Source organism: Prevotella corporis DSM 18810 = JCM 8529, assembly GCF_000430525.1.
In the GTDB taxonomy this organism is placed as follows: Bacteria; Bacteroidota; Bacteroidia; order Bacteroidales; family Bacteroidaceae; genus Prevotella; species Prevotella corporis.
In genome coordinates, this window is record NZ_AUME01000026.1 from 19,241 (window position 1) to 42,624 (window position 23,384).

Consider the following 23,384-nt stretch of genomic DNA (forward strand, 5'->3'; position numbering starts at 1 on the left):
ATCTAATCAAGATTTATAACGTGTGCCTTTGGTCCTCCAACCCTTTTAACGTTAAGCCTCATCAGGGCAAAGTACCTCGTGGCATCTATAGCGTGATTGAACTTATCAACGGGTGTGTTCGTTTTCTTCCCGTCTCTGTCCTTTTTCCACTTGTAGCTTTGTAATTCCTCAATCATGCCTATTGAACGCCGTGTGACGTTCCATTTATAGCGATGCAGTATGTCAATACCCACCGTGATGCTATCTCCTCCCTTGACCGTTGGTATTACCCACAATCCAGCATTACGAAGCTCCGCTATACTCTTAGGCTCTGCACTGTCAGCTATTATCTGATCTGCCTTCGTCAATCCAGCTTCTTTTGCATTCTCTGCTATCATTGGGTTTGTTAGCCCAGTCTCATATATTGCGAGGTCGGTCCACAACTCCCCATGAGCAATAATACAGTGTACCAAAGCCGTCGGGTCGTTCGTAAACCCGAAGTCCAGCCCATACCCTTGTATCTTCCAGCTTGCACGCTCTGGCAGACTATCCACAATACGAAAGTTGGGAAAGATAACACCAGATAGCTTACCCGTCAAACCACGTGCGTACACCTTCCAGAGTTCCACGTCCTCTATACCCTCGATGCGTTCATGTTCCTCCTTAGATAGGAAGGGATTGCCTCTGTGGTCTGATATAATCAGCTTCACACCTTTACGCCCCTTTACTTCATTGTGCACCCAGAACCGCTCCGAAGGATTGTAGTCTATCCATATCTTCCTACGAGTACGAATAGCCAGCTGCCAGTATATCTCGTATGGTATTCCGTTTGCTTCGTTCACAAATAAATAATCACGCTTACCGTTTTTCGCGTCCTGCTCATCCTTATAACTCTTAAATTCTATAATAGAGCCATTCTTACATCGAAGGTAGTGCTCGCTCTCGTGCATATCAAAGTAACCAGCCAGCCAGTCCGAACCAGCTAATATCGTCTTAGCATCACGAAGCGCACCTACCTTCAAGTTCGGCAAGTCTTGACCTACTACCGTGGTTATGCTCCCAGCCTCCTGAAGAGCCACATAGATAAGTACCTGCATTATCGTGTATGTTTTTCCAGAGGATGTGCCCCCCTGATTTATATACACCCTTGCAGCCTTATCCACATTAGCCCTGAATAACGGACCAATGACCTTAAATGGCATTATCATACATCGACCTCGCTTTCTTCACTCACTGGCTCTGCGTCTGTTTCAACAAAGCCTATCTCTATACGGTTGTCCATACTCCCAGTTAGTTTTGTTTCATCTATAGGCTTCTCGCCCCTAATATCTCTAATAGCATTGAAGGCAAATACATCGCCCTTGATTGCCTTTTGAAACAATCCTACAACAACAGCCATATTATTCGTCCGCATATCATTTTCCGATACACCAAGCTCCTTCATAACCCTTCTTACCTTCTCTGGTGCTGGCAATTCCCCGAACGTCTCCACCAGTTCTCGCAGCTTCTTTTTCTCTCTCCGTGCCTTTACTGATGCCTTTCCTCCTTTCTTTCCTATCTCACGTGCTTCCTCCGTGGTTAGGCGGCCCATGCGTTTTTCAAACTCCTTGTTCATCTCTTCTTCCATTTCTCCTGTAATATCTTCGGTGCCGAGCTGCTTTCACGCTCTTTCTGTGCTTCATTCTTGATTTGATGGCGATCTGACCGCAGTACGTTCTTTCCCTTATACATTCCAGCTCCGATGGCGTCTATTTCGCTAAACGGAATTTCTGAGACGGTAAGGCGTTGCCTATATTTCGGGTCTAAGAAGTAGATGTACCGAAGTTGATAGCCTTCAACGTACTTTGCACCGAGTTTTATCCATTCGTTACGTGTGCGGTACTGAACTGGAATGTGCAGGTATTCACATTGCTTTCGTATCTGGTCGCAGTTTGGGTTGTTTTCAAAAGTCAGAGCGGCAATCCTATCGCCAGACGGAAACTCAAGTATCGTTTTATTTTTCGTTATTCCTGTAAGCACGAAATTACTTGCACGGTAAATAGTACCATCGCCACACTGACAACCGTCCGCAAATGAAATAACCCACTTGATTTGCGGTGTTTGTTTGCGCATCATTCGCAAAGTCTTGCCAATGCAATAGCTTTCACTATTTCGTGGCAAGTAATCATCAAACGCCATTCGGTTCAATTCGATAAAACCATTCCACTCCGTACCCTCAACAAGCCCCATGACCTTGCGTTTGTCCATTGATGGGCCATATTGAAGTACTCCGTGAAGTCTGCCATCAAGAAAAGCACCGAAATGCAGTTGCGAGTTATGAACGACCTTGCCCGAATAATGATGCTTCCTTACAAACTCGTTTGCTATCTTCGGAGGAATGACCTTGATAATTATTTCCTTACATCTGCCCATTGCTTTACTATTGCATATAAGGCGTTGCCGTTCTTGTTGGTATTCCCAAAAGTGTCGGCATCGTCATATTGTGAAACTTTTATTTGCTCCTTGATAAATTTCGCCTGTTCGCTTGATAGTGTGAATGACATTGTTTCAACATTTCCCTTTCCGCCATCTGGCAACGAAAAACTATCGCCATAATCATCAGGACTTACTTTTGTTTCGTCACCAAAAAAAGGCAGCTCAACTCCCCATTCCTCTACGGATTGCCCTATCTCTTCTTGCGCCCTCGCCAAAGCCTCATCATCCCAGTCTAAGTTTGCCGCCCCCGTGGCATTGTCAGCCAAAGCCATTTCTCGACCTTTCTCGCTGTCCAAGTCAACATCGCCCCTGCGCACAGCCACCAGCTCGTCGGGCTTGGCATCAATGACGATAACTTTCTTTATTCCCGCCTCTCGTGCCAGCTCCTGCGTCTTGTTACCAGCAATGATACGATTATTCTTATCCAACAAAATAGAACGCCCTGCGCCAAATTTCCTAATCGATTTATCAATTAGCTTACGACCCTTCTTCGTTCCCTTGTTAAAATTCTTATCGTCTTGTTGTAAGGAGTCGATATTGGTTTCCGTTATCTTTTCAGCCATATAAACAAAATCTTTATAAAAACAAAGTATTAACGCTACAAAGATAATGAATTTATTTATAACTCTCACGATTTGACAACAGAAAAATGGGGGTGCTATCATCACGATAACACCCCCACAAGAAAGCAACAAGGAAACGTAAGTTATCTCTACGGTTAAGAACGTCTATTTAATACGCAGTTTTCGTCACTCGTCTTTTTTAATTCTTCTACTTAATCGACCGTTGTAAAGGTGTACGCCTCCACCCATGGGTTGCGCTCCCAAGTGTCTTTGCCGCAGATTTTGTTGATAAGATACCAAAAGGCTTCGTGTGAGCTTGGAAAGGCCACGGTGCCGGCATATCCTATGTCCTTGGAAACATAAAACAAATCTGTATCGTAACAAAATTGCCACACGCCCTCTTTCAAGCAGTCTTCTTTTGTTATGTCCTGCAAGCGCTCGACCTTTACATCTGTAATTATGATATGGTGGGGCATTAAGTCTGCTTTCACGAACATTTTATTCGTCCAGCCTGAGCTTTCTTTCATAAAACCATCACCAACCATTTCAAAGTCAGCATTAGGGTAAACTTCTTTGTAGCTTTGCGCGATTGCTACAACTTCACCAACTTCATAATGTGGTTTCCAGCTGCCTAATACACCTCCATCTTCATCAACCAAATCCACACATTGTGTACCTGCATTGTTAGTAAGTATATTGAAACTATACACTTCTTTACCATTACAAGTTTTAGGCACTTTCAGTAACCGTCTTGTCATTGTCTTCGTTCCATTTAGCACCGCTTTGGTGAGCAGGAACTTGTCGTTAAACATTATCTTCTTCATTTGTCTGTCTTTTTTAATTCTTCGATAAGTGCGTCTGCCCACTGTAAACAAATGTCTGTGAAATCTTCAGCACTCATACTTTTTACATATTGGTTAAATGCTTTTGATATTATACCTTTTGCAATCTCGTATCTGCGTTGCTCCCAGTCAATGGTATATTCTGGAATTATCAACAAATCATCTACACAAAAAGGTTCAGTTCGCATAATTCCGTCATTACCATAACATTGCATGTTCTTATTTTCAGTTGATATGGCAACGATTGTTATAATTTCCCCTGTGCTTTTAATTTTTGCTTTCATAATTTTAATGCCATTTTAATTCTATTCTTATAATCATCGTTGGCTTCTTTCTTAGCTTCATCTATTGTTTTGAAATTATCGGACAACTTTTCGTCATTAAAACAAAGAGAATAAGATTTATCATAATAGAAATATCTAATAGAATAATCACCAAATGATGTTTTGGAGAAAGATTCTTCACAAAAAATATGTTCAAATTCTCCAAAATCTTCAATATAACGGTCCTTTTCTGACCATTCCAAATTTGGAAGATTATCTATATAATCAACAAATGCTTTAGTATCTTTTAATTTCATAGTATTATTTTTTAAAATTATTCTCGCACCACTCGTAGAATGATGCCGCTATCCTCTCTATATCGTCGATGGGCTGACCATCATATCCCAAAATTAAATCTCTCTTTCCATCAGAAATAGGAGAGGTTATAATATAGACATTAACGGAAAAGGCATCACCATCGGAAAATATTTTCTCGAAGTCCTCATAATCATGCACTGCGAACTCAATCTGAAAAAAAGAATTGTCCGATTTGTCTTTTTGGGGAGACTTAAAAAATCCCCAATCCTCACCAAGGTAGGATGATTGAATGTACTTCTTGTAGCCTCGCTTTTCCAGTTCTGCTGCGAGGATGTTGTATTGTTCTTTTGTCATTGTCATTGATAATTAAACACGTTACCTACTACAACCTTTTCAAACGCATCTATCCATTGTTGCCATACGCTGCAGTGAATATCTTTCATTACAGCTTCAAATCGTGTTTCCTTATCATTGTATTGTATAACATGTTGGTAGGCATCGCTTTTTATGATGTCCCCCTCAAATATCTTCACCCCGTTCGCATCTTTCAGCCCAGTGTACTGACCCACGCTGTCAGCTTCTACCACATAGTCCTCGTATGATGCCAAAGGGTTCACAAACTCATCGGGCGCAATGAAATGCTCGCCACGATTCACTAAGTAGTAGCCGTACAGCCACTTTTTGTTCTTCTTGTTCCACCCACGGAACAGTATCTCTCGTTTTTTCATTATATTTGCTTTTTTGTCCTTATTCCTTGTCCTTCTCCAAGTCAGCGTACATGGCTTCCACATATTCCACCACTCGCTTGTACTCTCTTCCGCTCACCTCGCTGTCTTGATATGCTTTCTTAATCAGTTCCTCGCCCGTTCCGTAGAGGCAGCCTACCTTCCACATTCTGTTTGAGCGTGTGTATGTGAAGTAACGACCGCTCGACCATATATTTTTTAAAACCGCGTAATCTCTTGTGGAGCGTACCTCTGCATCGCCATACACCTCTGCGTAGCCATATACACGAGCTTTGCCAGATACACGAGCATTGTCAGCTACCCAAGCATCGTCATATACACGAGCATTGTCAAATACACGAGCATTGTCAAATACACGAGCATTGTCAAATACACGAGCTTTGCCAGATACACAAGCATTGCCAGATACACAAGCATTGCCAGATACCCAACAATTACCGTCATGAGATAGGTTATCCTCTCTCTCTATATAACCGCCCCTGTCGCCTTTCCTCACGTCTGCGAAGTCTCGCAACGCTTCTATTCCGTGCAAAGTTCTATTACCTACCGTGATAGTGTCATTCTCCAATAGTCTGTATTTCTTTTCCATTGTTGTTATATTATTCTGTCAATTAATTATTATTATTCACATAATCCGTGATAAATACTCATGCACGAATATCCTTCTTCTTCTTGCTCAAATAAATCCAGCTGTGCATCGTTTCTATTCACATATCTAAATACTTCTTCTACTGTTGGGTAACTTCCGTTGGCACAAAAACGCTTTGGGATATAGCCTGGCGAAAAGAAAGAAGACCCTCTGGTAGTCTCGGTTTTCATCCTACCTTCCGCATCAATTAGGCGTTTGCTTGCCCACTCGTCTTTGGATATGAGCTGTACTTCACGCTTTCTGCACATAATACACGGAAAACAGCCTACTCTCGAAAACCCACGTTCGTATAAAGGATTTGGACGCTGACCATTGGAAAGTATGTAGTCTATAACATCTTGTGCCGACCATCTAAATATAGGGCGCAATACGCTCGCATCATGTTTCTTGCACCACTCAAGAACAGCTTTCTTATGGTATAGACCTTTTACCTCATCATTAAAATATTCCTTAAAATATGAGCATTCAACATTATACCGTGAACGCGCCTTGCTCTCTTTTGCTCTAATACCTTGAATGATGATGAAACTTTCATCCTGTGAAAGTATATAATCTATCATTGGTATAACTTTCAGTTCGGAAGTGCAAAACCGAGCCATTGTTGAGGGGAAACGCCCTCTTTTGACACTCATATCAACGAAATTATTGTATTTCTTGCTTTTTAATGTAACAAGTGGAACACCGAGTTTTATCACAACATCATTAATATGATTGTAAGTGTCTGCATTTTCCCATCCAGTGTCACAGAATACAGCAGTTACTTTATCTTTTCCATAATCCTTGACAGCTTTAATCAAACACGCCTGACTATCCTTTCCACCACTGAATTGTACTAATATTTTCATTTATTTATATCTATTAAGTTAAACATTTCCGCTTGCGTGAAGCCCTCGTGCCATGGGATGGAGCATCGTCCAAATTGAATGTATTTCTTTCCCATTTTTGTTATATGTTTAAGTTGATTGTTCATACTTTATCTCAATTTCCCTTTAATTCAACTTCTGCGTTGTATCCTTCACCCTCCTTACAATAATAGCTCATCAGCCCAATCTTGATGCCTTCAAATTCAAACTCTGTCATACCCATAGGGTCGTTAGCCGTAACGCTTATCACGTCAGCTCCGATATGCGCCAAAGCATTTGCCACAATGTCAAGATAATACCATCTAAAAAATGAATTCCCAATTTTTACGATAGCATTTTTGTCGTGAACTTTCTTGCCAGTGTGTATCTCTTTCTTACTCATTGTCACGCCATCGCCACCACACTTCGGGCAATCGAAATCGTGGTAATGCGTATGTAAGTTATCATCTGTATATTCCCATTCTACCTCGCCAAAACCACCGCATTCCTTGCATTCTTCTTCGTGTTCTTCCGTTACTACTTCATCTACTAACGGACACTCATCTAACGCCTGTCTGATAGCCTTATATGTACAAGATAAATGGCATGGTTTTAATGCTTTGGGTAGTTTTAGTTCTTCACATCCCTTGACAGACTCGTAGTGTCCGTTAAGCCTGTCGGGGCTGATTCTGATTATCACATGGCCTTCTGTTGCCCAAACCTCATTGTAGGTTGGATGGAGGAATGGAACATACGTAAATGCTCTAACCCCGTCACCATCCGTAAACATTTCTAACAATTCGGTCTCGTTCTTGATTTTTTTCTTTTCCATAGTCATTACCTCCCTATCTTCTCTATTCTCTGATTGGCGGCATACAGTTTCTCCGCCAGACTGTCTCTCTCGGCACGTGCCTTGCCAATCTGCACCATGCTCACGAGTATGGACGCAATGATTACCACCGTTACCACAATCAGCGGATAACGTTTGATAACTCTCTCGTGACACCATACGGCAAGGTCGGCTATCGCCAGTGCCATGTGTCGGATGCTCCGCAGCAGACAGATGCCGCTCATGGCGATGTTGCTGCGCTGCTTCTCTTCTTTCTCTGTAAAATCTATTGTGTTCATGAAGTTTTGATTGTTTGTAAATGTCAGCGTTCCCAACTTTGTATTTGCCCTCCTCGTTATTCCGTCTTCGTCAGACCATACGGCGAGCAACTCTTCACCGTTATTAAGACACCAAAGTGCCACGCAAGGTTCATTACGTCTCTCAATGTGTTTTTTCCTGTCGTTGTCATAATCGTATAATTTTAAGGTTCAACTTCTATTATTCAACTACTCTATGCAGTACAGATAGATTTTGTCTTTGCCATTACTAAGAATCACGTCTGCTATGCCTTTGATAAGTGCGTTACCGTCTTTGTCAGACCATATAGCAAGCAACTCTTCGCCGTCTTCAAGGCACTTGCCTGTAACTGAATATTCTTTGCCAAAGTAGTCTTGCAGTGTTCTCTCGCTGCTGTGCCTGTACTCTGTCATCATGGTGTTGTCAAGACCGTTTCTCGTAACCTCTGCGAATAACCTAAATGCTTTCATAATTTTATGTGTTTAATTGTTTTACTTATGCTTCTGTATAACCCCTCTTGTTTAGCCACTGTATCGTGCCTTTGAGTGTCTTAAATTTTCTGCTGCTTACTGTTGCTGTGCATGCTGAATAGTCTTTTTCACCATGAATGAATAATGCACCGTCAAGGTCTAATTTTCTGTTTTTGAAATCTATAACTTTCATGATTGCAATGTTTTTAATTGTTCAACTTTGTTTCTAAATCACAATGCAAATATATATCATAAATTTGATACAAACAAGTAAATACCGCAAAAACATATCAATATTTAGATATTTTAAGAATATGACAAATTTTTGATAGTTAAATTAAATGTTGTTAATAAATATATCTTATATATGATATATTATAAAACCTTTGTTATCTTTGCAATAAATCTAACATATTAGAATATGGATATATATATTAAAGAGGTCATAAAGGCTAAAGGCTTGCAATTACAACAAGTTGCAGAAAGAATTGGATATAAATCTTTACCTTCATTTTATAGGCAAATCAATTCACCAGAAAGCATATCAATGAAGACGTTACTCAAAATTGCAGATTCTGTTGGATGTAAGGTTAATGATTTCTTTTTCCCTCCCTCGGAGGATATGGTAAATCGTAATGACTTCCTCGCCATCGTCAGATGCTACGGTGAGTTGAGAGAGGTTACTTCGTTGGATGAACTGGAAAAAATAGTTGTGGAGTTGAAAAAATCAGAAAAATAGTTGCACTTGTGGGGTAACGGGTACTATTCGTTCTCAAATCCTCCTCATTGCCATATACCGCCGCATCGCCAAGTGCTTTGCCATTCCGTAAATCTCTTCGTCAGCCCAGCCACTACGATTTGACTTACTAACCTCCAAAAGGATATCATTACAAACAGCCTCTGGCCAATATTTTATAAGTTAAAATAATAATGGCATCTTACATCTTATTTTCTTTTATTTTGCCGTATAAGCCGTTTTCCTTAGTAAAGGCATATAGTAAGTTATCAACCTTACGATGTCCTCGTGGCGGGGCGAATTCTGGTTACACACACCTCTTGACTGTATTATCTTCCATGATTTTGTGTTTACCTCTATCGTCTCCAATCTATTACCTTCCTTATCCCTTGCGGACATAATCAGACTATCTGGATGCCTCTCACCATCATAGTAGCCCATAGCATATACACAGTGATGCATAGCCAGCCCCTCCTCGGCAAACTCTTCAACACTCTTCAGTGGTGAGATCCGAATATCTTCAGAACCAAACGACAACCCAAAGAAGGCTTGCATGCGTTCTCGATACTGCTCTTCAAACTCTCTTGCTTTTTTCATGTCCTCCTCCAGCTTCTTTTTTGCTTCTATCTTATTCTTTCTATTCAACAGCCTGTCGTGTTCTTTCCTTAGATTGCCAGGACATACGTACTTTGCATTGTGTGTGTCAAGGTGGAAATACTGTAGCAGTTCCAGATAATCCATATAAAGGCTACCATCATTTACGATATACTTATTTCTCTCACAGATACGGACTGCGTGCTGCCACCTTGTGCGGTCTTTCAATGGACCACCAGCGTGCTGCCAAAAGCCTAATATACCATATTGCTTATGCTTTACCAGCTCTTCTACAAATGGATCGTCCATCTTGATTAATGACTTCATCAATGGAATAACCTCTATTTCCTTCTCTTTCAGAATATCCATCGACCAGCCATTTCTCTTTAATAGCTTGGTTACTCCACCACGACAATAGAACATATTACCTGTAATATCGAAAATATCTTCATAAGAGATATATCCAGAACAACCTCCGTTATGTTGTTTGATGTTCATTTCACTATTATAAACCCATCTGAAATGATACATACTTCTCATATAATCCCTGCCGATTATGGTTTCCTTTCCTACTTCACTTATCCAGTTTTGCCATAGCTCAACACATCCGTAATGGGTATGCTTACAGCCTCCATTATCTCGGTTTATCTCAAAGGTGCGGATAACTTGGTACTCCTTATAGGTTTGAAATAGAGTGAAGTATCGAGAGACATTTGTCTGCTTGCCCCTGTAGTATTCTAATTTCAACTTCCCTCCGCACTCCGGGCATACATAGTTATCATAAACACCAACAACCACGCCCAGCTCCGACGCATTGAGGTGCGAGCGATGCCCACAGCATTGACACCATACCTCACCACGCTTCCAGTACAAGCCTACATTAGGAAAACAGTGCTTATATGCATACTCCTTGGCACTCTCACTAATAGGCTTCAATTTCTTAGAAAGGGATAATATCTTCTTCTGTTCCTTTGTTCTTGCTTTCATCGTCCAGCTCCTCCATAGGCTCGTAATGATTATTACAATACAATAGATTAAGACCACACTCGATTGTCGGACCGGTATCTACAGAGTTCTTGCAGCTCTCACACAGCCCCCAGTATTTATCTTCCATCAGTATTGCCCTCCGAATAAATCTCCCATCAAAGATGCTTCCTTCTCGTGCTTCTCTTTAGCAGCTTGCAGCCTCTTCTCTTTAGCCTTTCTGTCTCGTTCTCTCTGCTCCTCTTGCTTTCTCTTGTGTTCATCTTCCAGTTTCCGCTCAAAGCTCTTCTGTGCCTTCGCCATAGCTTCCTGCTTCTGTTCTTCGGTCAAGTCCACATGAGTATCTACAACTACACGAGAGACACTATTTGCCCCGCTTCCCGGGTCTTTCAGCTCTGCCTCATCTATGAAATGCTTTGCCATTCCGTAAATCTCTTCATCAGCCCAGCCACTTTGCTTTGCCTTGCTCACCTCTGAAAGGATATAATTACAAACAGCCTCTGGCGTTTTCTCTGGCTGCTCCTGCATCTTCTTGGCAAATTCCTGATCTGCATCGGCTTCCTTTTTCAGATAGTCCTCGATGCGCTTAATAAATAATTCTGTTGCTTTCATACTTCTTATTGATTTGTTACGAATTTCTATAAAACCTCGTTCCTCGGTCTCCTGAAGGAGTGGCCAGTCTTTACCTTCAACTATCACCTGCCACTCGCCGTTTACGGTCATACACTTAGGAAACCCAAAGCGCTCTTGTATCTTCCTGATAATCGAAAGGTCATTTATCTTGTAATAGACCACAACAAAGTATATCATAGACCAGATATTTTACGTTTCTTCCTCTTGATATATTCTTCATAGCTTATAGCGTTCTTTCTTTCCTCTTCCAGTTTCTTCTCACGCTCTGCCTGTTCCAGCCTATCAATGATAACATTTCTATCTGACACGAAGGAACGTAGTGCCCTTAGTATGCGCACAGCATCAACACACCCGTACATTTCCCCGTAGTCACCGTATTTCATTTTCTGAAAGAATAACATCAACTCGGACAACTTCAAGTAGTAGTAGCGACCTAATATCATCCTTGACAACTCACAGACCACATCCAGCGTAGCCTTGTTCTCTTCCTTCACCCCGATAAAGTTCTGATAGTCGTTCAGTTCGATGGTAAGCCAGTCCACAGCGACCTGCTCGCCATAGTCTCTGCCTACAACAGCCAGAGTGGGTGCGCTTCCACTTACGCACCTTTCAGGGTGCGCATAACACTTATGCTGTACAGAGGGGTTAAACCTTTCCAGCAGCTCCCTTGCCTCTTCTTTGCTCTTACTTATAGCGAGACATGACATCCTCGATGACCTCCCTATTTCGTGCCTCTCTCTTTGAACTATTTGTGTTATTGACTCTATCATATTCTTTTCCCTTTCCATTTGTCTGCCACCGATTAACCATGCTATCGATGCGCCGTATCTTTTGTCCTCCAGTAGTTACCCACCCTTGAGCGTCGTAGTAGTAGAAAAAGTTTTTTGCATCTTCTACACTCATACCCTTGCCAGCACAAATTGCTATAACTTCCTCCATGCTCGGAGATGAAACCTCTGCCTTCTGCTTTTTTTGCGTTTCCACTTTTAGGGGCAATTCCGTTTTCGTGGGGTGGGGGTTTCTTATATATTCTTTTGTTTTAGTTTTTGTTTTAGTTTTATTATTATAAGGCTGTGCAGTAACCTGTGCATCAACCTGTGCAGTAACCTGTGCAGTAACCTGTGCAGTAACCTGTGCATTTTTTGCACAGGTGTTAATGATTTTGTAGGTCGAATACCTCTTCCCATTGTAGGTTTTATAATCAATCAGACCTGCATTTTTCAATCTATTTCTGGCATCATTAAAAGTATGACGGCTGCTAATATTAAATTTCTCCATAATTTCTCGGTTGTTTCTACGGAAGGATGGCTTCCACAATAGACCGTTCGCCACTTTCAACAAATAAAAGTAGAGCGCAATGTCTATGGGGCGGAAATCATGCTCTTCACTAAGAAGCCAAAAATTATTTATCAAACTAATATAATTCATCTTTACTACTTGTTAATGTAATCTCGTACTGCTTTCTTAAACTCCTCCAGCGAACGACAAACCACATATTTGTTTTTCATCATCTTTGCCAACTTCTCATAAGCCTTCTGGCTTTGCGACTGCTTACCGACTGGGGTTTTCATTTCGATAGCAAGCGATGCATAACCACCTATCGGGACTTGCAAGATGAGGTCGGCCACACCAGCTCGCACACCCTCATCACGCATTATCTTCGCAGTCCAAGCGTTACGAGCTCCACCATTCGGCACGGCAAAGAATAGTGGTTCGATGCTCGGATAAGTCTTTCTGAACCACTCTACACACTGCTTTTGGATTTGGCTCTCCGTTAATGGCTTCATAATACACCACATATTAAACACATTAATACACCAGTTATAATGCCTAACATTACAGCACAGCCCAAACCTACTATAATGGTAGCCAGTTTCTCTTCTTCATCTATATATCTCATAATTAGTATTCTCCTTTGAACATCTCGAAGGCTGCATCCAGCAGCATTTGCTGTGTGTTTACCTTCTTTTCTTCGACATTATCAATCGTACCAGTCACTCCGTTAGCAATATCTTTCTTCGTCTGTATTAACTGGTACATATACTCATCTATCGTTTCCTTGCCCAGCAGATAAGTACACGTTACAGCGTTCTTTTGCCCGTTTCTGTGCGCTCTGTCCTCCGCTTGGCAACAATCTGAATAAGTCCAAGGAAACTCGATAAACAACACGTTAGAGGCTGCCGTAAGCGTTAGACCAGTTCCACCGCTCCTATAGTTTAGGATAATTAGTTTCGTAGCTGGGGCTTGTTGAAAGGCATCCACACTACGCTGCTTAGCTCTATCATCATCATCGCCGGTAACTGTTACAGCCTTCGGGAACTCTTCTTTGAGCTCTGCAACGACCTGCTTCAGAAAACAAAATACTATCAGTTTCTCGCCTCCATCAATAGTGTTGTGAATGATATCTATAGCAGCCTTAATCTTTCCCTTTGCAGATATTTGCTTTAATATACCCATCTTCACCATGACAGCCCCTCGGATAGCTCTCTGTATCTTATCATCATCAGCTTTCTTGAACTCTCGCAGATACTGGATAACATCCCTTTTTGCCTCGTTGTATTCCTTCCTATTCTCTATATCAACGACCAGATACGAACGCGTCTTATCGGGTAGCCACTTCAAAACGTCCTTCTTTTGTCGCCTAAAGAAACAGAACTTATTTAAGTAGTAGTTAAGTTCCTTTAGGTGGCTCGATTGATTTTCACCAGCGCAATATCTTTCCTTATACTTCGTATATCCTCCGAAGTCCTCCAAACGCTCCATAATATTAAGTTGCTGGATAAGATCGGTATTGTTGTTCACTACAGGTGTACCTGTCAACTCCAGTACGAACTCTTTGCCTTTAGCAATACCCTGCACGAATTTGCTTTGCTGTGTCTTACTCGACTTGCATTTGTGGCTCTCATCAATAATCACAGACCTAAAGAGATTGATACGCTCGTCAAATTCTACACTCTTCAGCGTAAATCGTTGCTGGCTTTTAATCCTCTTGACAAAATACTTCTTTAAGCTCTCATAATTCGTTATGAATACCTTTGCCAATGGCTCGCCTTTTTGGTTTGTCACCTTCCAGAACTGTTGCCATGTATTCCTGTTGGCATCACTTAGTATAATAGCCTGAACACCTCCAAACTTCTTAAACTCTCGCTGCCAGTTTACTTTCAGTGACGCTGGGCAGATAACCAAAGCTGGCCATGCCCCGGAGGCTGTCATCGTTCCAATAGCCTGTGCCGTCTTTCCCAGTCCAGGCTCGTCTCCCATTATACACCGCTTCTTCTCCAGTGCGTAGGCGATGCCATCCTTCTGGTACTCGTACGGCTCCAGTATCATATTATGAGGCACTTCCAGTTTTGGCATTTCCAGCACTTCGTAGCTCTCTACTGGCTCTTCATCAGATAGCCACCGCACAGAACCACACAGATGCCTCTGTACCGCCCAATCAGCCATTAACTTTAGGTAGTTCTCATCGTAAGGCGAGACCTCCCAAAATTTACCATCAGCCCTATAACGAGCTGATGGTATTCTCTTCACACAGGCTACAAGTAGGGGGTGGTAATTAAATTCCACCTTGTAGCAGTTAGGAGTTAAGGTAAACGTCATTACATTTGGACGTATCATAACTCTTTACGCAGCTTCTACTTTCTTCTTACGACCTTTCTTTTTCCCACTGCTTGCTACCTCCTTAGTCTCCATTTCCACGGACACAGAAGGAATAGCACCAGCCTCAACACCTGCAAACGGATCGCCAGCCTCATCGAAATTCAGCTCTCCTTGCTTCAAGCCCCATTTGCGCTCGGTTACATACTGCTCTGCCTCATACTTCAAGTTGTCAACAGCCAGAGATAACTCCGATAGATATTCGTAGTTCTCATCATCTACCGTGGAAACTTTCGGCGCATTAAGGTTGATAACATCGCCTCGGTCCAACACACGTGTACCGGACACGACCACCTCATCAGCATTGAACGTTACAGATGTAACAGACATTCTCGTGAATATACTCTTTTCCTCCCAGTCTCTTTGCTCCTCCAGTTCCTCCAACGTGTTGTTATATGCCTCTCTCTGCTCTGTAAGCATAGCCAGATGAGGAACAAGGTTTTTAATCGCTTCCTTAAAGTCACGATGCACAATGTTAGCACCTTCCATCGTGATAGTATCACCATCACAATTCGAATACACCACATTCAGGGTGTTTTGCTTTGTTAATTGAATTTTCTTAAAGTCCATTTTCTTTAATTTTAATTAGACATTATATTGCTGATAAAAAGCCTCGAAATACCTATCATCCGGCACTGGTAGCGTTATACCCAACTCACTCGCTGCATCGGCTTGTATCTTCATCATGAAGTCAGTCATTTGCTTTGTGTTTAATCTACTACTTGTGTCATTTATAAAGCCTTCACCCATTGGGTCTGGCTTCGATAAGAACTTCTTGCAATAATGGTTATACACATCTTCTTTTGCCGTCCCTGTTTCTCCTTCAATGCAAGCGAACCACATCCACATTAAATCGTTTTGTGCGACTGTTCTTTTCTCGCTTGCCCTCTTTATAGTCAGCGTGTACACACCGTTTCGCAACGTTGAAAAAAGATAGTCCAAGTTCGTATCTACACGAACCTGACCATCTTCTTTCTTTATCGTTACCTGTTTCATCAGAACGGAAGTCCGTCAGACCCCACGGTTGGAGGGAACGGCTCTTGATATCCTCCCTGCTTGGTGTTATTCTGCGCCTGTGGCTGCTGAACAGGCTGCGCTGCTTGTTGATACCCACCAGTAGCAAAAGACTGCTGTACAGGGGCTGCCTGTGGCTGTACAGGTGTTGCCTGTGGCATAGACATCAACACGATATCGTTAGCCAGTATCTCAACCGTATTTACCTTTTGTCCTTGCTGGTTAGTATATTCTCCGTAGGTAATCATTCCATCTACGGCTACCTTCATGCCCTTCTTGATATACTTTCCTGCAAAGTCAGACAGATTACGCCAAGCCACAATATTATGCCATTGCGTTTTCTCGGGTACTTCCGTGCCGTTCTGCCTCTTATAACCACCTGTCGAGGTAGCAAGTGAAAACCGAGCATACGACACACCATTCGTCTGTTTCACTTCCGCATCCTTACCGACCATACCGATAAGGCTCACAGCATTCTTCGTTCTCATCTTTATAATACTTTAATCGTTAAACTTCCTTTGATTGCCGAAATCTTCTTGCACTCTTCATATATCTCTGGGTAGTTCTTTTTTACTTTTGCCGTATCTATACTCTCTCGTGTGCTATCCAGCTTACGAACTATCTGTATTCGTTCGCTTTGCCACTTCTTTACGTTGTGCTCTACCATGAGGTTATATAAGCCTTCTTTCAGCTCTTTCTTTCTCTCTTCCATCTGCTTTAGCTGGGTTTCGATTTTGATTATCTCATCCTCGGCATCCTTCAGCGTGGCTGGTAAAGCCTCCTCGATAGGCTCTAATTCTGTAGAAGTCTCTTTAGCTCCGAAATACTTCTCCCTGTATGGTGCTGAATCTTCCTTTGCGAGATATGCCTTAACAATCTTCTTGCAATCAGTTGCACTGATACGGTTAAGCTCCATCAGTTCCGCCTTTCCGTACTGTTCTTTTGGCAGCCACACAACGAACAATCGTCCAGCCTTCTTGCCTTTATTACACTTCTCAAACAGATAAGCGTAAATAGACAACTGCAACGATACGTTGTTTTTGTGTATTTTGCTTGTAGTCTTAATATCTGCTAACGGATAGCAGCCTTTCTCGTCTTCATCGAAGACAATATCAATACTCGAAGCTATATTCTTTCCATCATCTACGAGATACTCGTTTTCAGCCGTTGTAAGCCCGTTTTCTTTCTTTAGTTTTAAATACTCCTTTACCTCTGGTAAATCATCACCAAAGCCGCAATTATCGTATTGCTCGCACTTCTTATGAATTAGTGAACCATGCTCGGCTGCTTTCTCCAATACAGACTGCGGAATGTCCTTATAGGTATCTGGGAACATCCACTTGACAATCGCTGTTACACCACTCAATCGTACACCATCTAAAGTGTACGTATGCTTACCTTCATCAAAGATGACAGGGCTTTTCTTTAATTCTATCTTCTTTTTCATAGTTAAGCCACTTTTTCAATTTTCTTTGATTGCTTTGTGCACGCATCAACAAATACTGGGTCTTTCTTTAAGCTCGGATAGAGATTGTAAATGTCTTCCAGCTCCTTCCGTGTAGTAGCTCTCTTTACTCTGTCAACAGCCTCTGCACGTACATCTTCTAACTCACTCGAATTACCCCACGTATAACGTACTGCTCCTTTATCATCCTTGATTTCGATAAAAGATACTCTACGCTGGTCATCATATTCTATAGTCGACACGACAAATCTTGTCTTCGGCTGCTTCTTTCCATTATAGCCAGCTCGCCATTCGTCCGCATTCAGATTAACCCAGACAAACGGACACGTGTAAAGTTCACGACCGATACCCCAGTTAACACAAGCACGCTTGAAAGCATCAGACGCTTGCCCCTTTTCTTTCTCCGTGTTGCTCTCCGTGCCAACATCCTGCTTGCTTATCCACTCGCCACTTTCTGAACGTACAGAGACCTTGCAAAACAAGTTTCCATTGATAACCTCGTGACTTCTCTGCCAGTTCTCCGGTCCTACTACCTCGTCGAGCAGCGTCATATCAACTCGTGCGTTTTTGTACATCAAAAGCGAACATCCTTTACCCTCTGACACAGATCCGACTCTGCACTCAATCTCGTCAGCATTCAGCGTCCGAAAATTCAATTTTTTACTTTCCATTTCCATAATCATTTGTTTATAGTTACTAAATCGTGTGGGTGGTAGGGGAATCGAACCCCGTCGCCGGCCAAGTTTTAATGCTCCGCTACCATTCAGAGCGTAGCCACCCAAAAAAGTTGTTCTATCTTCACAGACTGAACAACCACAAAAAACTTAAAAAAGGACCTCCACTACATGTGAAAGCCATGTTGTCGTTATTCCTTGTTATCCGTGCCGTTCAACCTCTTTACCAGATAGCCTGCACAAATCGCAGCAACTAAAGACACTACCATAGACCCCTCGGCAGCAATAGCAGCCACCATCAGACAGACTGCAATAAGATTAACCAATAGGACCATTCGTCTCTTTACAGGCTCTTCCATGATTTTTGTATAGAAGTCGCTTTGCTCGTCAAGCCAACTAATAACCTTGTTTCTATTCTTTTCAACCCATACCTGAAAGGCAGTAGGTCTTTGTACTTTTGTTTTCATCTTGCTCTTGCATATCGTAGGACATCGGCAGCGTTAACCAGCCATTTACCGTTCTGGGCTTCGTCATTTCCTTTCTCCGCCCGTATCTTCCCTGCAATGATAAGCCTTTCCAGACGCGAGCGACCGCCCACTATCTTCTCGCTAAACCGTAGCCCAAATGTTTTGTTATTCATTACTCGCATAATGGTCAGGAGCTTTTCGCTATCCGTAATTCGATTTTCCATTTCCTGACCTTACTTCAGTTCTTGCACGTCTCGCTATCCTACATCTCCGCAAATCCCCTCCGTTATTCGTTACCTGCATAACGATAAAGAGAATGCTAAAGAGTATTTCGATACCGTGCTTTCTTATCTCTCCGAGGTCAAAATCTATTTTTAACCTCTCGCACACCATCCACCACAATAACTCCGTATCTTTCGATATACCAAGTTTTCTGTAAATAGTCTTTTTCTGCGTCTTTACCGTCCAATAGCTCTTGCACAGCTTATCAGCTACCTCCTTATCAGAGTAACCCTTGCAATACTCGAGCATCAGACGATGTTCCGCTTTAGATAGTACAGCCTTAGGCCTTTCTGGTGACTTCCACCACCAGCCCCGCTGTCTTCATCTGAAACTTCCAACCATCACGGCGCTTCATAGCAGAAAGGCGTCCGGTGGTAACTCTTACCACCTCTAAACGCTCAATCGGCCATCTCTCCGTATCGCCTACTTCCATTGCCTTGAGTGTAGGCATAACTGCTTTTTTTCTTTTTACCATCTTTCCGTTATTTTGTTCGTCAACTTCTTAATATCTTCGATGTCTTCTTTCATCTTCTTGATTTTCTCTGTCTTATTAAGCCACCAGCCCTTGTATTGCTCGGCTTCTTTACGATAAGCACTTACCAAAAGGTCCTTATCCGCTACTTCCTTGAGGAGTTCTCTTACCTTTCCCCGTAACTCTTCTGCATCACAGCTTTGAATATCAAAGCCTTTTTTCTCTTTTTCTTCCATATGCTTTCTTATGTTTATAGTTAATACTTTGTGTGGCTGGCTGACCTACAACGGTCTGTTTGTGTTACTGTACTTCGCACTATGCTATCGAGTTCAACGATGCCAGCCTGTTTTTTCTTAGCTCCTTGTTACTTTCTTCCCCGCTGCTTGCCTCGACCTGCCCTCAAAAAGGATAGGCTGCTTGCTTCTACGGTTGGCCTCTGCATCGTTGCTATTTATCGCTCGCTTTAGGGATGGATACCTGCGCCCTTGCAACTTACAGCCCCATCAGGCAGGGGAACCGCTACGTATGTGTAGCCTTCGTGGTAATGGTGGACTTGAACCACCTGAGAGCCTTTAACTCTTTACCCGTAGTGATTAAGGCTCACTACAGCCCGATTGCTTTTGTGCAATTCTAAACATCCATCGTTTCAGTCATTTTTATTTTTGTCGGATGGCTCAAAGTGGAATGAAATTCTGTACCGACTGCGCTGTGAGTGTCAGGGACTCGAACCCTACCGTCTGCCTTTCAGATAACACCCTATTTTTTAGTGAGCATAATAAGTAACCTTCAAACCTCTGCGCAGCTTACATACGCATTTATCATCGCCCGACCTGTACGCTCTTTCCAACTGCTTGTTCGCATGCTCTACTCCAATGAGAAGTACGAGCCCCGAAACACCTACCAGTCTATCAACCTTTTTCCCTTCTTCCGTGTAACCGTAGGCTTTAATCTTAAAGTCTCGGTTAATCTCTCTCGTGCTATATTTTAGTGTCTTCATCTTTGGCTTCCTTTCTATTACGCTACGGTTATACATGCTTCGTATGCTTTTGCAGGTGAGTAACCCTCGAAATACTTTACATTTTCCTTTATTGCTCTTATAACCCACTCCTCTGTCATGTTTCTCTTCGTTGCGTAAGCAATTACTCTCTCTTCTAATGTCTTCTTTGTTTTCATTTTTTCAGTCCTTTTTTAAGTTTTACCCCATTCAGGGTATTGTATGTTTCAGAATTTCTTTATATCTTTGTTTCAGAAATCTATTGCAAAGATAGATAATAAATCTAACACAACAAATTTGATATCTAATTTTTGTTCGATTTTATATCTAATTAACATTTCGGTCGTATGAAAGAAAGAATATTGCAAATTATAGAAGCTCTTGGAATAACAGTACAGCAGTTTGAATTGAATGTCGGATTGAGCAATGGGGCTGTTTCTAAAATGGGGGATAATACAAGACGTAGTACTTTAGATAAAATATCTATTGTTTACCCTAATATCAATATATCTTGGCTCTTAACAGGTGAGGGCAGTATGCTAAACAACACCAACTCCGAAGTATCATCCGTCAAAGAAGCGAACATGATACCCTTCTTCGATGACATTTACTCAGTAGGTGGCGACAATGAGTTTCGAGCATCAGTAGATAATAACGGTTACAGCGTGGAAATGGTCAACACAGGGGATTGGTTTAAGTCCGCAACGGCAGCCATAAGACACATCGGCGATAGCATGGTAGAATATCCAGCAGGCTCTATCTTGGCAGTCCGCAGGGTGGACGACATCAACCTACTGGTAAACGGCAAGGCATACGTCATAGAAACAACAGAATACCGTGTGACGAAGCTCATACGTGACGATGGCGAATACCTTATGGCATACTCCACAAATACAGCAACACATCCCGACGGATCGCTCATCTACGCCCCCATGCGAATACCGAAAAGCTCTATAAGACGTATAGACATCGTACTCGGTTGCGTGAACATAGAGCAAGGAACGCTCATTGAATTAAATACAAAATAAGCCTAATTAAAACAGACTAAATAGAATATGACAGGGAACGAAGTTAGAAAAGCTCTGCAAGCTAACCACATCAACCTCGCATGGCTGGCAAGGCAGTTAGACATAACACCACAGGCTTTATCGTCAAGGCTCAACGCACAGATATTCAAGCCTGGCTATCTTATGGAAATAACCCAGATACTCGGAAAAGACATCTTCGGTATCAAGTCCGACCAGCAGCCAGTATTGAACATCTCTGCTAATTCTACCGCCACCCTCAACGAAGATAATTACCCAGTCATCGAGTACGTCTCCGTGCCTTACTTCTCTGGATGCATAGGTATCTATTACTTCGGGCATGACGCAGCACCTAAATACAACGTAGGTGATACTATCTTCCTACATCAAGCAGACAGCATCACACTCGGACAAATTTACTTCGTCTTCACAAAGTCAGAACGATTTATCCGTGCCATACTTCCAGCCACGAATGAAGATAATTACAGGCTCGTACCCCTTAACTCATCATACCCAGAGCAAGAAGTAAAGAAAAAAGACATACAACAGGCTTACAAAGTCTTTGGCGCAATCTCTCGTGAGCAATCATAAAATTTCATCTGATATCCAAATTAAGAAAAGAGAGATACATTAACAATAACAAATTAAACAACAAAAAATATGAAACAGTTACTCACAATCATTGCACTATTAGTTAGCATCAATGCGCAAGCTCAAAAAATCATATCACATACAACAACAATAGGAAAGTTTGCAGATAGTAGTATAGAATTAACAGAACGAACAAACGGCACAAGTTACTACACGGTTTATTTATCAACAAGTGACCTTAAGAGTGTTGGGATAAAACTTATCAAGACAAATACCGAAAGGGTAAGCCTCGAATTTAATACGAAAGAGCAAATGGAAAAATGTCTTCGTTTCTTATATAACTTTGACAAGGGCGAAGGCTATTATATAGATTTGGAAAATAAATCTAATAACATGGTGATGTCACTAAAGAATGGGTTTATCGTTGGTGCATTAGACCAAATCGACAAGCCAGCCATTAGTAAATATCTTATTGGAAAACTCCTAAATTCAATCGGTTTATCAATAAAGAAAAGTAATGATAAGAATAAGAAAGAACAGGATGATATGTATACAAATTCAAGCTCACTTTTTTAACTCACTCGCAATAAAACGAATAAAAAGGCAAAAATACAATCACCGTAATTCACTATCTTTCAGCGCATAGCATTATTTTACTCGGATAGCCTTCTAAGCTGTGGGTCTTGGGTTCGAACCCCAACGGAATCACAACCTAAGAAAAAGAGGATTTTGACAACAAAGTCCTTTTTTTTGTTCACATATGGTCGCCTGTAGTCTTTATAAAATAACGTGGTATTAGAGAGGGCACTAATAATAAATAGGGATACAAACTCTTGAAAATATGTTTTTATTTCTTTATATTTGATAAATTTACCTACATTTAGGTATTGTTCTAGTAACGCAAAAACTCTAATTTTGTAACAAAATCAGAAGTAATTAAACCAAGAACAAAAACAAAATGAAACGTCTATTAATCATTGTGTCGATCGGAGCTTTCCTCTTGACGAATTGTCCTTGTAAGATGAAGGCGCAGAGCGATTCTCTCACCAGTTCGAAGTTAGATAAAAGCGCAGTCAGAGGTAAATGCGATAAGTGTGCCTCTCGCAAAAAAGGCAAGTTTACGCTTGGCGGTTATGGTGAGGCTGTAACGAGTCGTCTATTCTATTCCGATAATATGGCTCAGTAGAAAATCAATGGGGATAGGCATATAGTTTTGCAATTCTGAATAAAAAGAACTTCTTGTCTGCCACTCCTCTTAGATTGGCTCGGAAAAGTTTAATTTTGGCATTGAACGATTCTGCCATGGCATTCGAAGATCTGTTGTTATAGAAGTTCAATATCTCATCATAATGCTCGTAGAATGTGGCAGCAATCACATTGAATGAATGGAAGTCTGCCTCTTCAACTTTATTGTACCACCGTGCCATGGAGAGCCTGGCTGCATCCTTGATGGTGTTCTTGGCGAAGATTATGCGCAGTGAGTGGCACAGTCCGTATGCCTTTTGGATGTCCGGATATTGTTC

At 41.8% G+C, this 23,384-nt stretch carries 39 protein-coding genes and 1 pseudogene; 5 read left to right on the top strand and 35 right to left on the bottom strand.

Annotation, left to right across the window (positions count from 1 at the left end; genetic code table 11):
* Positions 1–2 precede the first annotated feature (2 nt).
* From H515_RS0105815 to H515_RS14820, 15 genes are all read right to left on the bottom strand, one after another.
* Positions 3–1,187, bottom strand: a complete 1,185-nt coding sequence (locus H515_RS0105815) for a PBSX family phage terminase large subunit (RefSeq protein ID WP_025876426.1) — start codon at positions 1,185–1,187, stop codon at positions 3–5.
* Positions 1,184–1,606 (bottom strand): KGG domain-containing protein, encoded by a 423-nt coding sequence (locus H515_RS13740; RefSeq protein ID WP_025876424.1) that lies wholly within the window; start codon positions 1,604–1,606, stop codon positions 1,184–1,186. The genes H515_RS0105815 and H515_RS13740 overlap by 4 nt, the downstream gene beginning before the upstream one ends.
* Entirely contained in the window at positions 1,591–2,391 is an 801-nt protein-coding gene (locus H515_RS13060; protein WP_025876422.1) for a Mom family adenine methylcarbamoylation protein, read from the bottom strand. Before H515_RS13060 ends, H515_RS13740 begins: the two co-directional genes overlap by 16 nt.
* A complete protein-coding gene (locus H515_RS14940; protein ID WP_025876419.1) occupies positions 2,370–3,017 on the bottom strand; it encodes a ParB N-terminal domain-containing protein in 648 nt (215 codons plus the stop codon). The genes H515_RS13060 and H515_RS14940 overlap by 22 nt, the downstream gene beginning before the upstream one ends.
* Positions 3,018–3,229: 212 nt before the next feature.
* On the bottom strand, positions 3,230–3,841 hold the full coding sequence (locus tag H515_RS0105835; protein ID WP_025876417.1) for a hypothetical protein: 612 nt from the start codon (positions 3,839–3,841) through the stop codon (positions 3,230–3,232).
* A complete protein-coding gene (locus H515_RS13070) occupies positions 3,838–4,143 on the bottom strand; it encodes a hypothetical protein (protein WP_025876415.1) in 306 nt (101 codons plus the stop codon). The genes H515_RS0105835 and H515_RS13070 overlap by 4 nt, the downstream gene beginning before the upstream one ends.
* Positions 4,140–4,439 carry a hypothetical protein gene (locus tag H515_RS0105850; protein ID WP_025876413.1) on the bottom strand — a complete coding sequence of 100 codons (300 nt, stop codon included), beginning with the start codon at positions 4,437–4,439 and terminating at the stop codon, positions 4,140–4,142. The genes H515_RS13070 and H515_RS0105850 overlap by 4 nt, the downstream gene beginning before the upstream one ends.
* Positions 4,440–4,443: 4 nt before the next feature.
* Complete coding sequence (locus H515_RS0105855; RefSeq protein WP_154653655.1) at positions 4,444–4,794, bottom strand: hypothetical protein; 351 nt, start codon at positions 4,792–4,794, stop codon at positions 4,444–4,446.
* Positions 4,795–4,796: 2 nt separating this feature from the next.
* Positions 4,797–5,168 (bottom strand): YopX family protein, encoded by a 372-nt coding sequence (locus H515_RS0105860; protein ID WP_028901703.1) that lies wholly within the window; start codon positions 5,166–5,168, stop codon positions 4,797–4,799.
* Positions 5,169–5,187: 19 nt separating this feature from the next.
* Entirely contained in the window at positions 5,188–5,775 is a 588-nt protein-coding gene (locus H515_RS15045; protein WP_025876409.1) for a hypothetical protein, read from the bottom strand.
* Positions 5,776–5,807: 32 nt separating this feature from the next.
* Positions 5,808–6,680: a phosphoadenosine phosphosulfate reductase family protein gene (locus H515_RS0105870; protein WP_025876407.1), complete on the bottom strand. Its 873-nt coding sequence runs from the start codon at positions 6,678–6,680 to the stop codon at positions 5,808–5,810.
* 133 nt (positions 6,681–6,813) lie between these two features.
* Complete coding sequence (locus H515_RS0105880; RefSeq protein ID WP_028901704.1) at positions 6,814–7,509, bottom strand: hypothetical protein; 696 nt, start codon at positions 7,507–7,509, stop codon at positions 6,814–6,816.
* 5 nt (positions 7,510–7,514) lie between these two features.
* Entirely contained in the window at positions 7,515–7,928 is a 414-nt protein-coding gene (locus H515_RS0105885; protein ID WP_036890767.1) for a hypothetical protein, read from the bottom strand.
* Between the two features lie 84 nt (positions 7,929–8,012).
* A complete protein-coding gene (locus H515_RS0105890; protein ID WP_025876401.1) occupies positions 8,013–8,273 on the bottom strand; it encodes a hypothetical protein in 261 nt (86 codons plus the stop codon).
* A gap of 25 nt (positions 8,274–8,298) precedes the next feature.
* Positions 8,299–8,466, bottom strand: a complete 168-nt coding sequence (locus H515_RS14820; protein ID WP_169719587.1) for a hypothetical protein — start codon at positions 8,464–8,466, stop codon at positions 8,299–8,301.
* A gap of 228 nt (positions 8,467–8,694) precedes the next feature.
* Here H515_RS14820 and H515_RS13075 point away from each other — a divergent pair, with 228 nt between their 5' ends.
* The gene (locus H515_RS13075) at positions 8,695–9,012 is read left to right on the top strand and encodes a helix-turn-helix domain-containing protein (protein WP_025876399.1); all 318 of its coding nucleotides are present in this window, start codon (positions 8,695–8,697) and stop codon (positions 9,010–9,012) included.
* 216 nt (positions 9,013–9,228) lie between these two features.
* Here the strand turns inward: H515_RS13075 and H515_RS0105905 are convergent, their stop codons facing one another.
* The 19 genes and pseudogenes from H515_RS0105905 to H515_RS14505 form a co-directional block, all read right to left on the bottom strand.
* On the bottom strand, positions 9,229–10,590 hold the full coding sequence (locus H515_RS0105905) for a PcfJ domain-containing protein (protein WP_025876397.1): 1,362 nt from the start codon (positions 10,588–10,590) through the stop codon (positions 9,229–9,231).
* Complete coding sequence (locus H515_RS14500) at positions 10,544–10,717, bottom strand: hypothetical protein (RefSeq protein WP_154653656.1); 174 nt, start codon at positions 10,715–10,717, stop codon at positions 10,544–10,546. Before H515_RS14500 ends, H515_RS0105905 begins: the two co-directional genes overlap by 47 nt.
* Complete coding sequence (locus tag H515_RS13750; RefSeq protein ID WP_025876396.1) at positions 10,717–11,397, bottom strand: Cas9 inhibitor AcrIIA9 family protein; 681 nt, start codon at positions 11,395–11,397, stop codon at positions 10,717–10,719. The genes H515_RS14500 and H515_RS13750 overlap by 1 nt, the downstream gene beginning before the upstream one ends.
* Entirely contained in the window at positions 11,394–11,927 is a 534-nt protein-coding gene (locus tag H515_RS13085) for a DUF6633 family protein (RefSeq protein ID WP_051274689.1), read from the bottom strand. The genes H515_RS13750 and H515_RS13085 overlap by 4 nt, the downstream gene beginning before the upstream one ends.
* On the bottom strand, positions 11,905–12,498 hold the full coding sequence (locus H515_RS13755; protein WP_154653657.1) for a hypothetical protein: 594 nt from the start codon (positions 12,496–12,498) through the stop codon (positions 11,905–11,907). The genes H515_RS13085 and H515_RS13755 overlap by 23 nt, the downstream gene beginning before the upstream one ends.
* 155 nt (positions 12,499–12,653) lie before the next feature.
* The gene (locus H515_RS0105925; RefSeq protein WP_025876390.1) at positions 12,654–13,007 is read right to left on the bottom strand and encodes a VRR-NUC domain-containing protein; all 354 of its coding nucleotides are present in this window, start codon (positions 13,005–13,007) and stop codon (positions 12,654–12,656) included.
* Between the two features lie 115 nt (positions 13,008–13,122).
* On the bottom strand, positions 13,123–14,838 hold the full coding sequence (locus H515_RS0105930; protein ID WP_244870064.1) for a DEAD/DEAH box helicase: 1,716 nt from the start codon (positions 14,836–14,838) through the stop codon (positions 13,123–13,125).
* 6 nt (positions 14,839–14,844) lie between these two features.
* The gene (locus tag H515_RS0105935; RefSeq protein WP_025876388.1) at positions 14,845–15,447 is read right to left on the bottom strand and encodes a hypothetical protein; all 603 of its coding nucleotides are present in this window, start codon (positions 15,445–15,447) and stop codon (positions 14,845–14,847) included.
* Between the two features lie 15 nt (positions 15,448–15,462).
* The gene (locus H515_RS0105940; RefSeq protein ID WP_025876386.1) at positions 15,463–15,873 is read right to left on the bottom strand and encodes a NinB/YbcN family protein; all 411 of its coding nucleotides are present in this window, start codon (positions 15,871–15,873) and stop codon (positions 15,463–15,465) included.
* On the bottom strand, positions 15,873–16,379 hold the full coding sequence (locus H515_RS13095) for a single-stranded DNA-binding protein (protein ID WP_025876384.1): 507 nt from the start codon (positions 16,377–16,379) through the stop codon (positions 15,873–15,875). The genes H515_RS0105940 and H515_RS13095 overlap by 1 nt, the downstream gene beginning before the upstream one ends.
* A gap of 2 nt (positions 16,380–16,381) precedes the next feature.
* A complete protein-coding gene (locus H515_RS0105950; protein ID WP_025876382.1) occupies positions 16,382–17,338 on the bottom strand; it encodes a hypothetical protein in 957 nt (318 codons plus the stop codon).
* Positions 17,339–17,340: 2 nt separating this feature from the next.
* Positions 17,341–18,027 carry a Rad52/Rad22 family DNA repair protein gene (locus H515_RS13100; protein WP_154653658.1) on the bottom strand — a complete coding sequence of 229 codons (687 nt, stop codon included), beginning with the start codon at positions 18,025–18,027 and terminating at the stop codon, positions 17,341–17,343.
* A gap of 194 nt (positions 18,028–18,221) precedes the next feature.
* The gene (locus tag H515_RS0105960; RefSeq protein WP_036890766.1) at positions 18,222–18,497 is read right to left on the bottom strand and encodes a hypothetical protein; all 276 of its coding nucleotides are present in this window, start codon (positions 18,495–18,497) and stop codon (positions 18,222–18,224) included.
* Complete coding sequence (locus tag H515_RS0105965; RefSeq protein WP_025876378.1) at positions 18,494–18,721, bottom strand: hypothetical protein; 228 nt, start codon at positions 18,719–18,721, stop codon at positions 18,494–18,496. Before H515_RS0105965 ends, H515_RS0105960 begins: the two co-directional genes overlap by 4 nt.
* Positions 18,699–19,043: pseudogene (locus tag H515_RS0105970) on the bottom strand (helix-turn-helix transcriptional regulator); the annotation flags it as partial. The gene H515_RS0105965 and the pseudogene H515_RS0105970, both read right to left, overlap by 23 nt.
* Before the next feature lie 16 nt (positions 19,044–19,059).
* Positions 19,060–19,230, bottom strand: a complete 171-nt coding sequence (locus tag H515_RS0105975) for a hypothetical protein (protein WP_154653659.1) — start codon at positions 19,228–19,230, stop codon at positions 19,060–19,062.
* Between the two features lie 17 nt (positions 19,231–19,247).
* Complete coding sequence (locus H515_RS0105980) at positions 19,248–19,487, bottom strand: hypothetical protein (RefSeq protein WP_025876372.1); 240 nt, start codon at positions 19,485–19,487, stop codon at positions 19,248–19,250.
* A gap of 527 nt (positions 19,488–20,014) precedes the next feature.
* Positions 20,015–20,248, bottom strand: coding sequence for a hypothetical protein (locus H515_RS0105985; RefSeq protein ID WP_025876370.1), 234 nt, complete (start codon positions 20,246–20,248; stop codon positions 20,015–20,017).
* Between the two features lie 17 nt (positions 20,249–20,265).
* Positions 20,266–20,424, bottom strand: coding sequence for a hypothetical protein (locus tag H515_RS14505; RefSeq protein WP_154653660.1), 159 nt, complete (start codon positions 20,422–20,424; stop codon positions 20,266–20,268).
* A gap of 168 nt (positions 20,425–20,592) precedes the next feature.
* On the opposite strand from H515_RS14505, the gene H515_RS13105 reads away from it, so the two are divergent.
* From H515_RS13105 to H515_RS14510, 4 genes are all read left to right on the top strand, one after another.
* The gene (locus H515_RS13105; RefSeq protein WP_051274690.1) at positions 20,593–21,273 is read left to right on the top strand and encodes a hypothetical protein; all 681 of its coding nucleotides are present in this window, start codon (positions 20,593–20,595) and stop codon (positions 21,271–21,273) included.
* Between the two features lie 27 nt (positions 21,274–21,300).
* Positions 21,301–21,861 (top strand): S24 family peptidase, encoded by a 561-nt coding sequence (locus H515_RS0106000; RefSeq protein ID WP_025876368.1) that lies wholly within the window; start codon positions 21,301–21,303, stop codon positions 21,859–21,861.
* Between the two features lie 69 nt (positions 21,862–21,930).
* On the top strand, positions 21,931–22,437 hold the full coding sequence (locus tag H515_RS0106005; protein ID WP_025876366.1) for a hypothetical protein: 507 nt from the start codon (positions 21,931–21,933) through the stop codon (positions 22,435–22,437).
* Between the two features lie 382 nt (positions 22,438–22,819).
* Entirely contained in the window at positions 22,820–23,047 is a 228-nt protein-coding gene (locus tag H515_RS14510; RefSeq protein WP_154653661.1) for a hypothetical protein, read from the top strand.
* A 4-nt stretch (positions 23,048–23,051) separates the two neighbouring features.
* On the opposite strand, the gene H515_RS0106015 is transcribed toward H515_RS14510, so the two are convergent.
* Positions 23,052–23,384 (bottom strand): transposase (locus H515_RS0106015; RefSeq protein ID WP_028901710.1); only part of this gene is annotated, 333 nt, incomplete at its 5' end.

Coding starts and splice junctions, on each gene's coding strand:
- H515_RS0105815 (WP_025876426.1), bottom strand. CDS start 1,187: ATGATAATGCCATTTAAGGTCATTGGTCCGTTATTCAGGGCTAATGTG.
- H515_RS13740 (WP_025876424.1), bottom strand. CDS start 1,606: ATGGAAGAAGAGATGAACAAGGAGTTTGAAAAACGCATGGGCCGCCTA.
- H515_RS13060 (WP_025876422.1), bottom strand. CDS start 2,391: ATGGGCAGATGTAAGGAAATAATTATCAAGGTCATTCCTCCGAAGATA.
- H515_RS14940 (WP_025876419.1), bottom strand. CDS start 3,017: ATGGCTGAAAAGATAACGGAAACCAATATCGACTCCTTACAACAAGAC.
- H515_RS0105835 (WP_025876417.1), bottom strand. CDS start 3,841: ATGAAGAAGATAATGTTTAACGACAAGTTCCTGCTCACCAAAGCGGTG.
- H515_RS13070 (WP_025876415.1), bottom strand. CDS start 4,143: ATGAAAGCAAAAATTAAAAGCACAGGGGAAATTATAACAATCGTTGCC.
- H515_RS0105850 (WP_025876413.1), bottom strand. CDS start 4,439: ATGAAATTAAAAGATACTAAAGCATTTGTTGATTATATAGATAATCTT.
- H515_RS0105855 (WP_154653655.1), bottom strand. CDS start 4,794: ATGACAAAAGAACAATACAACATCCTCGCAGCAGAACTGGAAAAGCGA.
- H515_RS0105860 (WP_028901703.1), bottom strand. CDS start 5,168: ATGAAAAAACGAGAGATACTGTTCCGTGGGTGGAACAAGAAGAACAAA.
- H515_RS15045 (WP_025876409.1), bottom strand. CDS start 5,775: ATGGAAAAGAAATACAGACTATTGGAGAATGACACTATCACGGTAGGT.
- H515_RS0105870 (WP_025876407.1), bottom strand. CDS start 6,680: ATGAAAATATTAGTACAATTCAGTGGTGGAAAGGATAGTCAGGCGTGT.
- H515_RS0105880 (WP_028901704.1), bottom strand. CDS start 7,509: ATGGAAAAGAAAAAAATCAAGAACGAGACCGAATTGTTAGAAATGTTT.
- H515_RS0105890 (WP_025876401.1), bottom strand. CDS start 8,273: ATGAAAGCATTTAGGTTATTCGCAGAGGTTACGAGAAACGGTCTTGAC.
- H515_RS14820 (WP_169719587.1), bottom strand. CDS start 8,466: ATGAAAGTTATAGATTTCAAAAACAGAAAATTAGACCTTGACGGTGCA.
- H515_RS13075 (WP_025876399.1), top strand. CDS start 8,695: ATGGATATATATATTAAAGAGGTCATAAAGGCTAAAGGCTTGCAATTA.
- H515_RS0105905 (WP_025876397.1), bottom strand. CDS start 10,590: ATGAAAGCAAGAACAAAGGAACAGAAGAAGATATTATCCCTTTCTAAG.
- H515_RS14500 (WP_154653656.1), bottom strand. CDS start 10,717: ATGGAAGATAAATACTGGGGGCTGTGTGAGAGCTGCAAGAACTCTGTA.
- H515_RS13750 (WP_025876396.1), bottom strand. CDS start 11,397: ATGATATACTTTGTTGTGGTCTATTACAAGATAAATGACCTTTCGATT.
- H515_RS13085 (WP_051274689.1), bottom strand. CDS start 11,927: ATGTCATGTCTCGCTATAAGTAAGAGCAAAGAAGAGGCAAGGGAGCTG.
- H515_RS13755 (WP_154653657.1), bottom strand. CDS start 12,498: ATGGAGAAATTTAATATTAGCAGCCGTCATACTTTTAATGATGCCAGA.
- H515_RS0105925 (WP_025876390.1), bottom strand. CDS start 13,007: ATGAAGCCATTAACGGAGAGCCAAATCCAAAAGCAGTGTGTAGAGTGG.
- H515_RS0105930 (WP_244870064.1), bottom strand. CDS start 14,838: ATGATACGTCCAAATGTAATGACGTTTACCTTAACTCCTAACTGCTAC.
- H515_RS0105935 (WP_025876388.1), bottom strand. CDS start 15,447: ATGGACTTTAAGAAAATTCAATTAACAAAGCAAAACACCCTGAATGTG.
- H515_RS0105940 (WP_025876386.1), bottom strand. CDS start 15,873: ATGAAACAGGTAACGATAAAGAAAGAAGATGGTCAGGTTCGTGTAGAT.
- H515_RS13095 (WP_025876384.1), bottom strand. CDS start 16,379: ATGAGAACGAAGAATGCTGTGAGCCTTATCGGTATGGTCGGTAAGGAT.
- H515_RS0105950 (WP_025876382.1), bottom strand. CDS start 17,338: ATGAAAAAGAAGATAGAATTAAAGAAAAGCCCTGTCATCTTTGATGAA.
- H515_RS13100 (WP_154653658.1), bottom strand. CDS start 18,027: ATGGAAAGTAAAAAATTGAATTTTCGGACGCTGAATGCTGACGAGATT.
- H515_RS0105960 (WP_036890766.1), bottom strand. CDS start 18,497: ATGAAAACAAAAGTACAAAGACCTACTGCCTTTCAGGTATGGGTTGAA.
- H515_RS0105965 (WP_025876378.1), bottom strand. CDS start 18,721: ATGGAAAATCGAATTACGGATAGCGAAAAGCTCCTGACCATTATGCGA.
- H515_RS0105975 (WP_154653659.1), bottom strand. CDS start 19,230: ATGCCTACACTCAAGGCAATGGAAGTAGGCGATACGGAGAGATGGCCG.
- H515_RS0105980 (WP_025876372.1), bottom strand. CDS start 19,487: ATGGAAGAAAAAGAGAAAAAAGGCTTTGATATTCAAAGCTGTGATGCA.
- H515_RS0105985 (WP_025876370.1), bottom strand. CDS start 20,248: ATGAAGACACTAAAATATAGCACGAGAGAGATTAACCGAGACTTTAAG.
- H515_RS14505 (WP_154653660.1), bottom strand. CDS start 20,424: ATGAAAACAAAGAAGACATTAGAAGAGAGAGTAATTGCTTACGCAACG.
- H515_RS13105 (WP_051274690.1), top strand. CDS start 20,593: ATGAAAGAAAGAATATTGCAAATTATAGAAGCTCTTGGAATAACAGTA.
- H515_RS0106000 (WP_025876368.1), top strand. CDS start 21,301: ATGACAGGGAACGAAGTTAGAAAAGCTCTGCAAGCTAACCACATCAAC.
- H515_RS0106005 (WP_025876366.1), top strand. CDS start 21,931: ATGAAACAGTTACTCACAATCATTGCACTATTAGTTAGCATCAATGCG.
- H515_RS14510 (WP_154653661.1), top strand. CDS start 22,820: ATGAAACGTCTATTAATCATTGTGTCGATCGGAGCTTTCCTCTTGACG.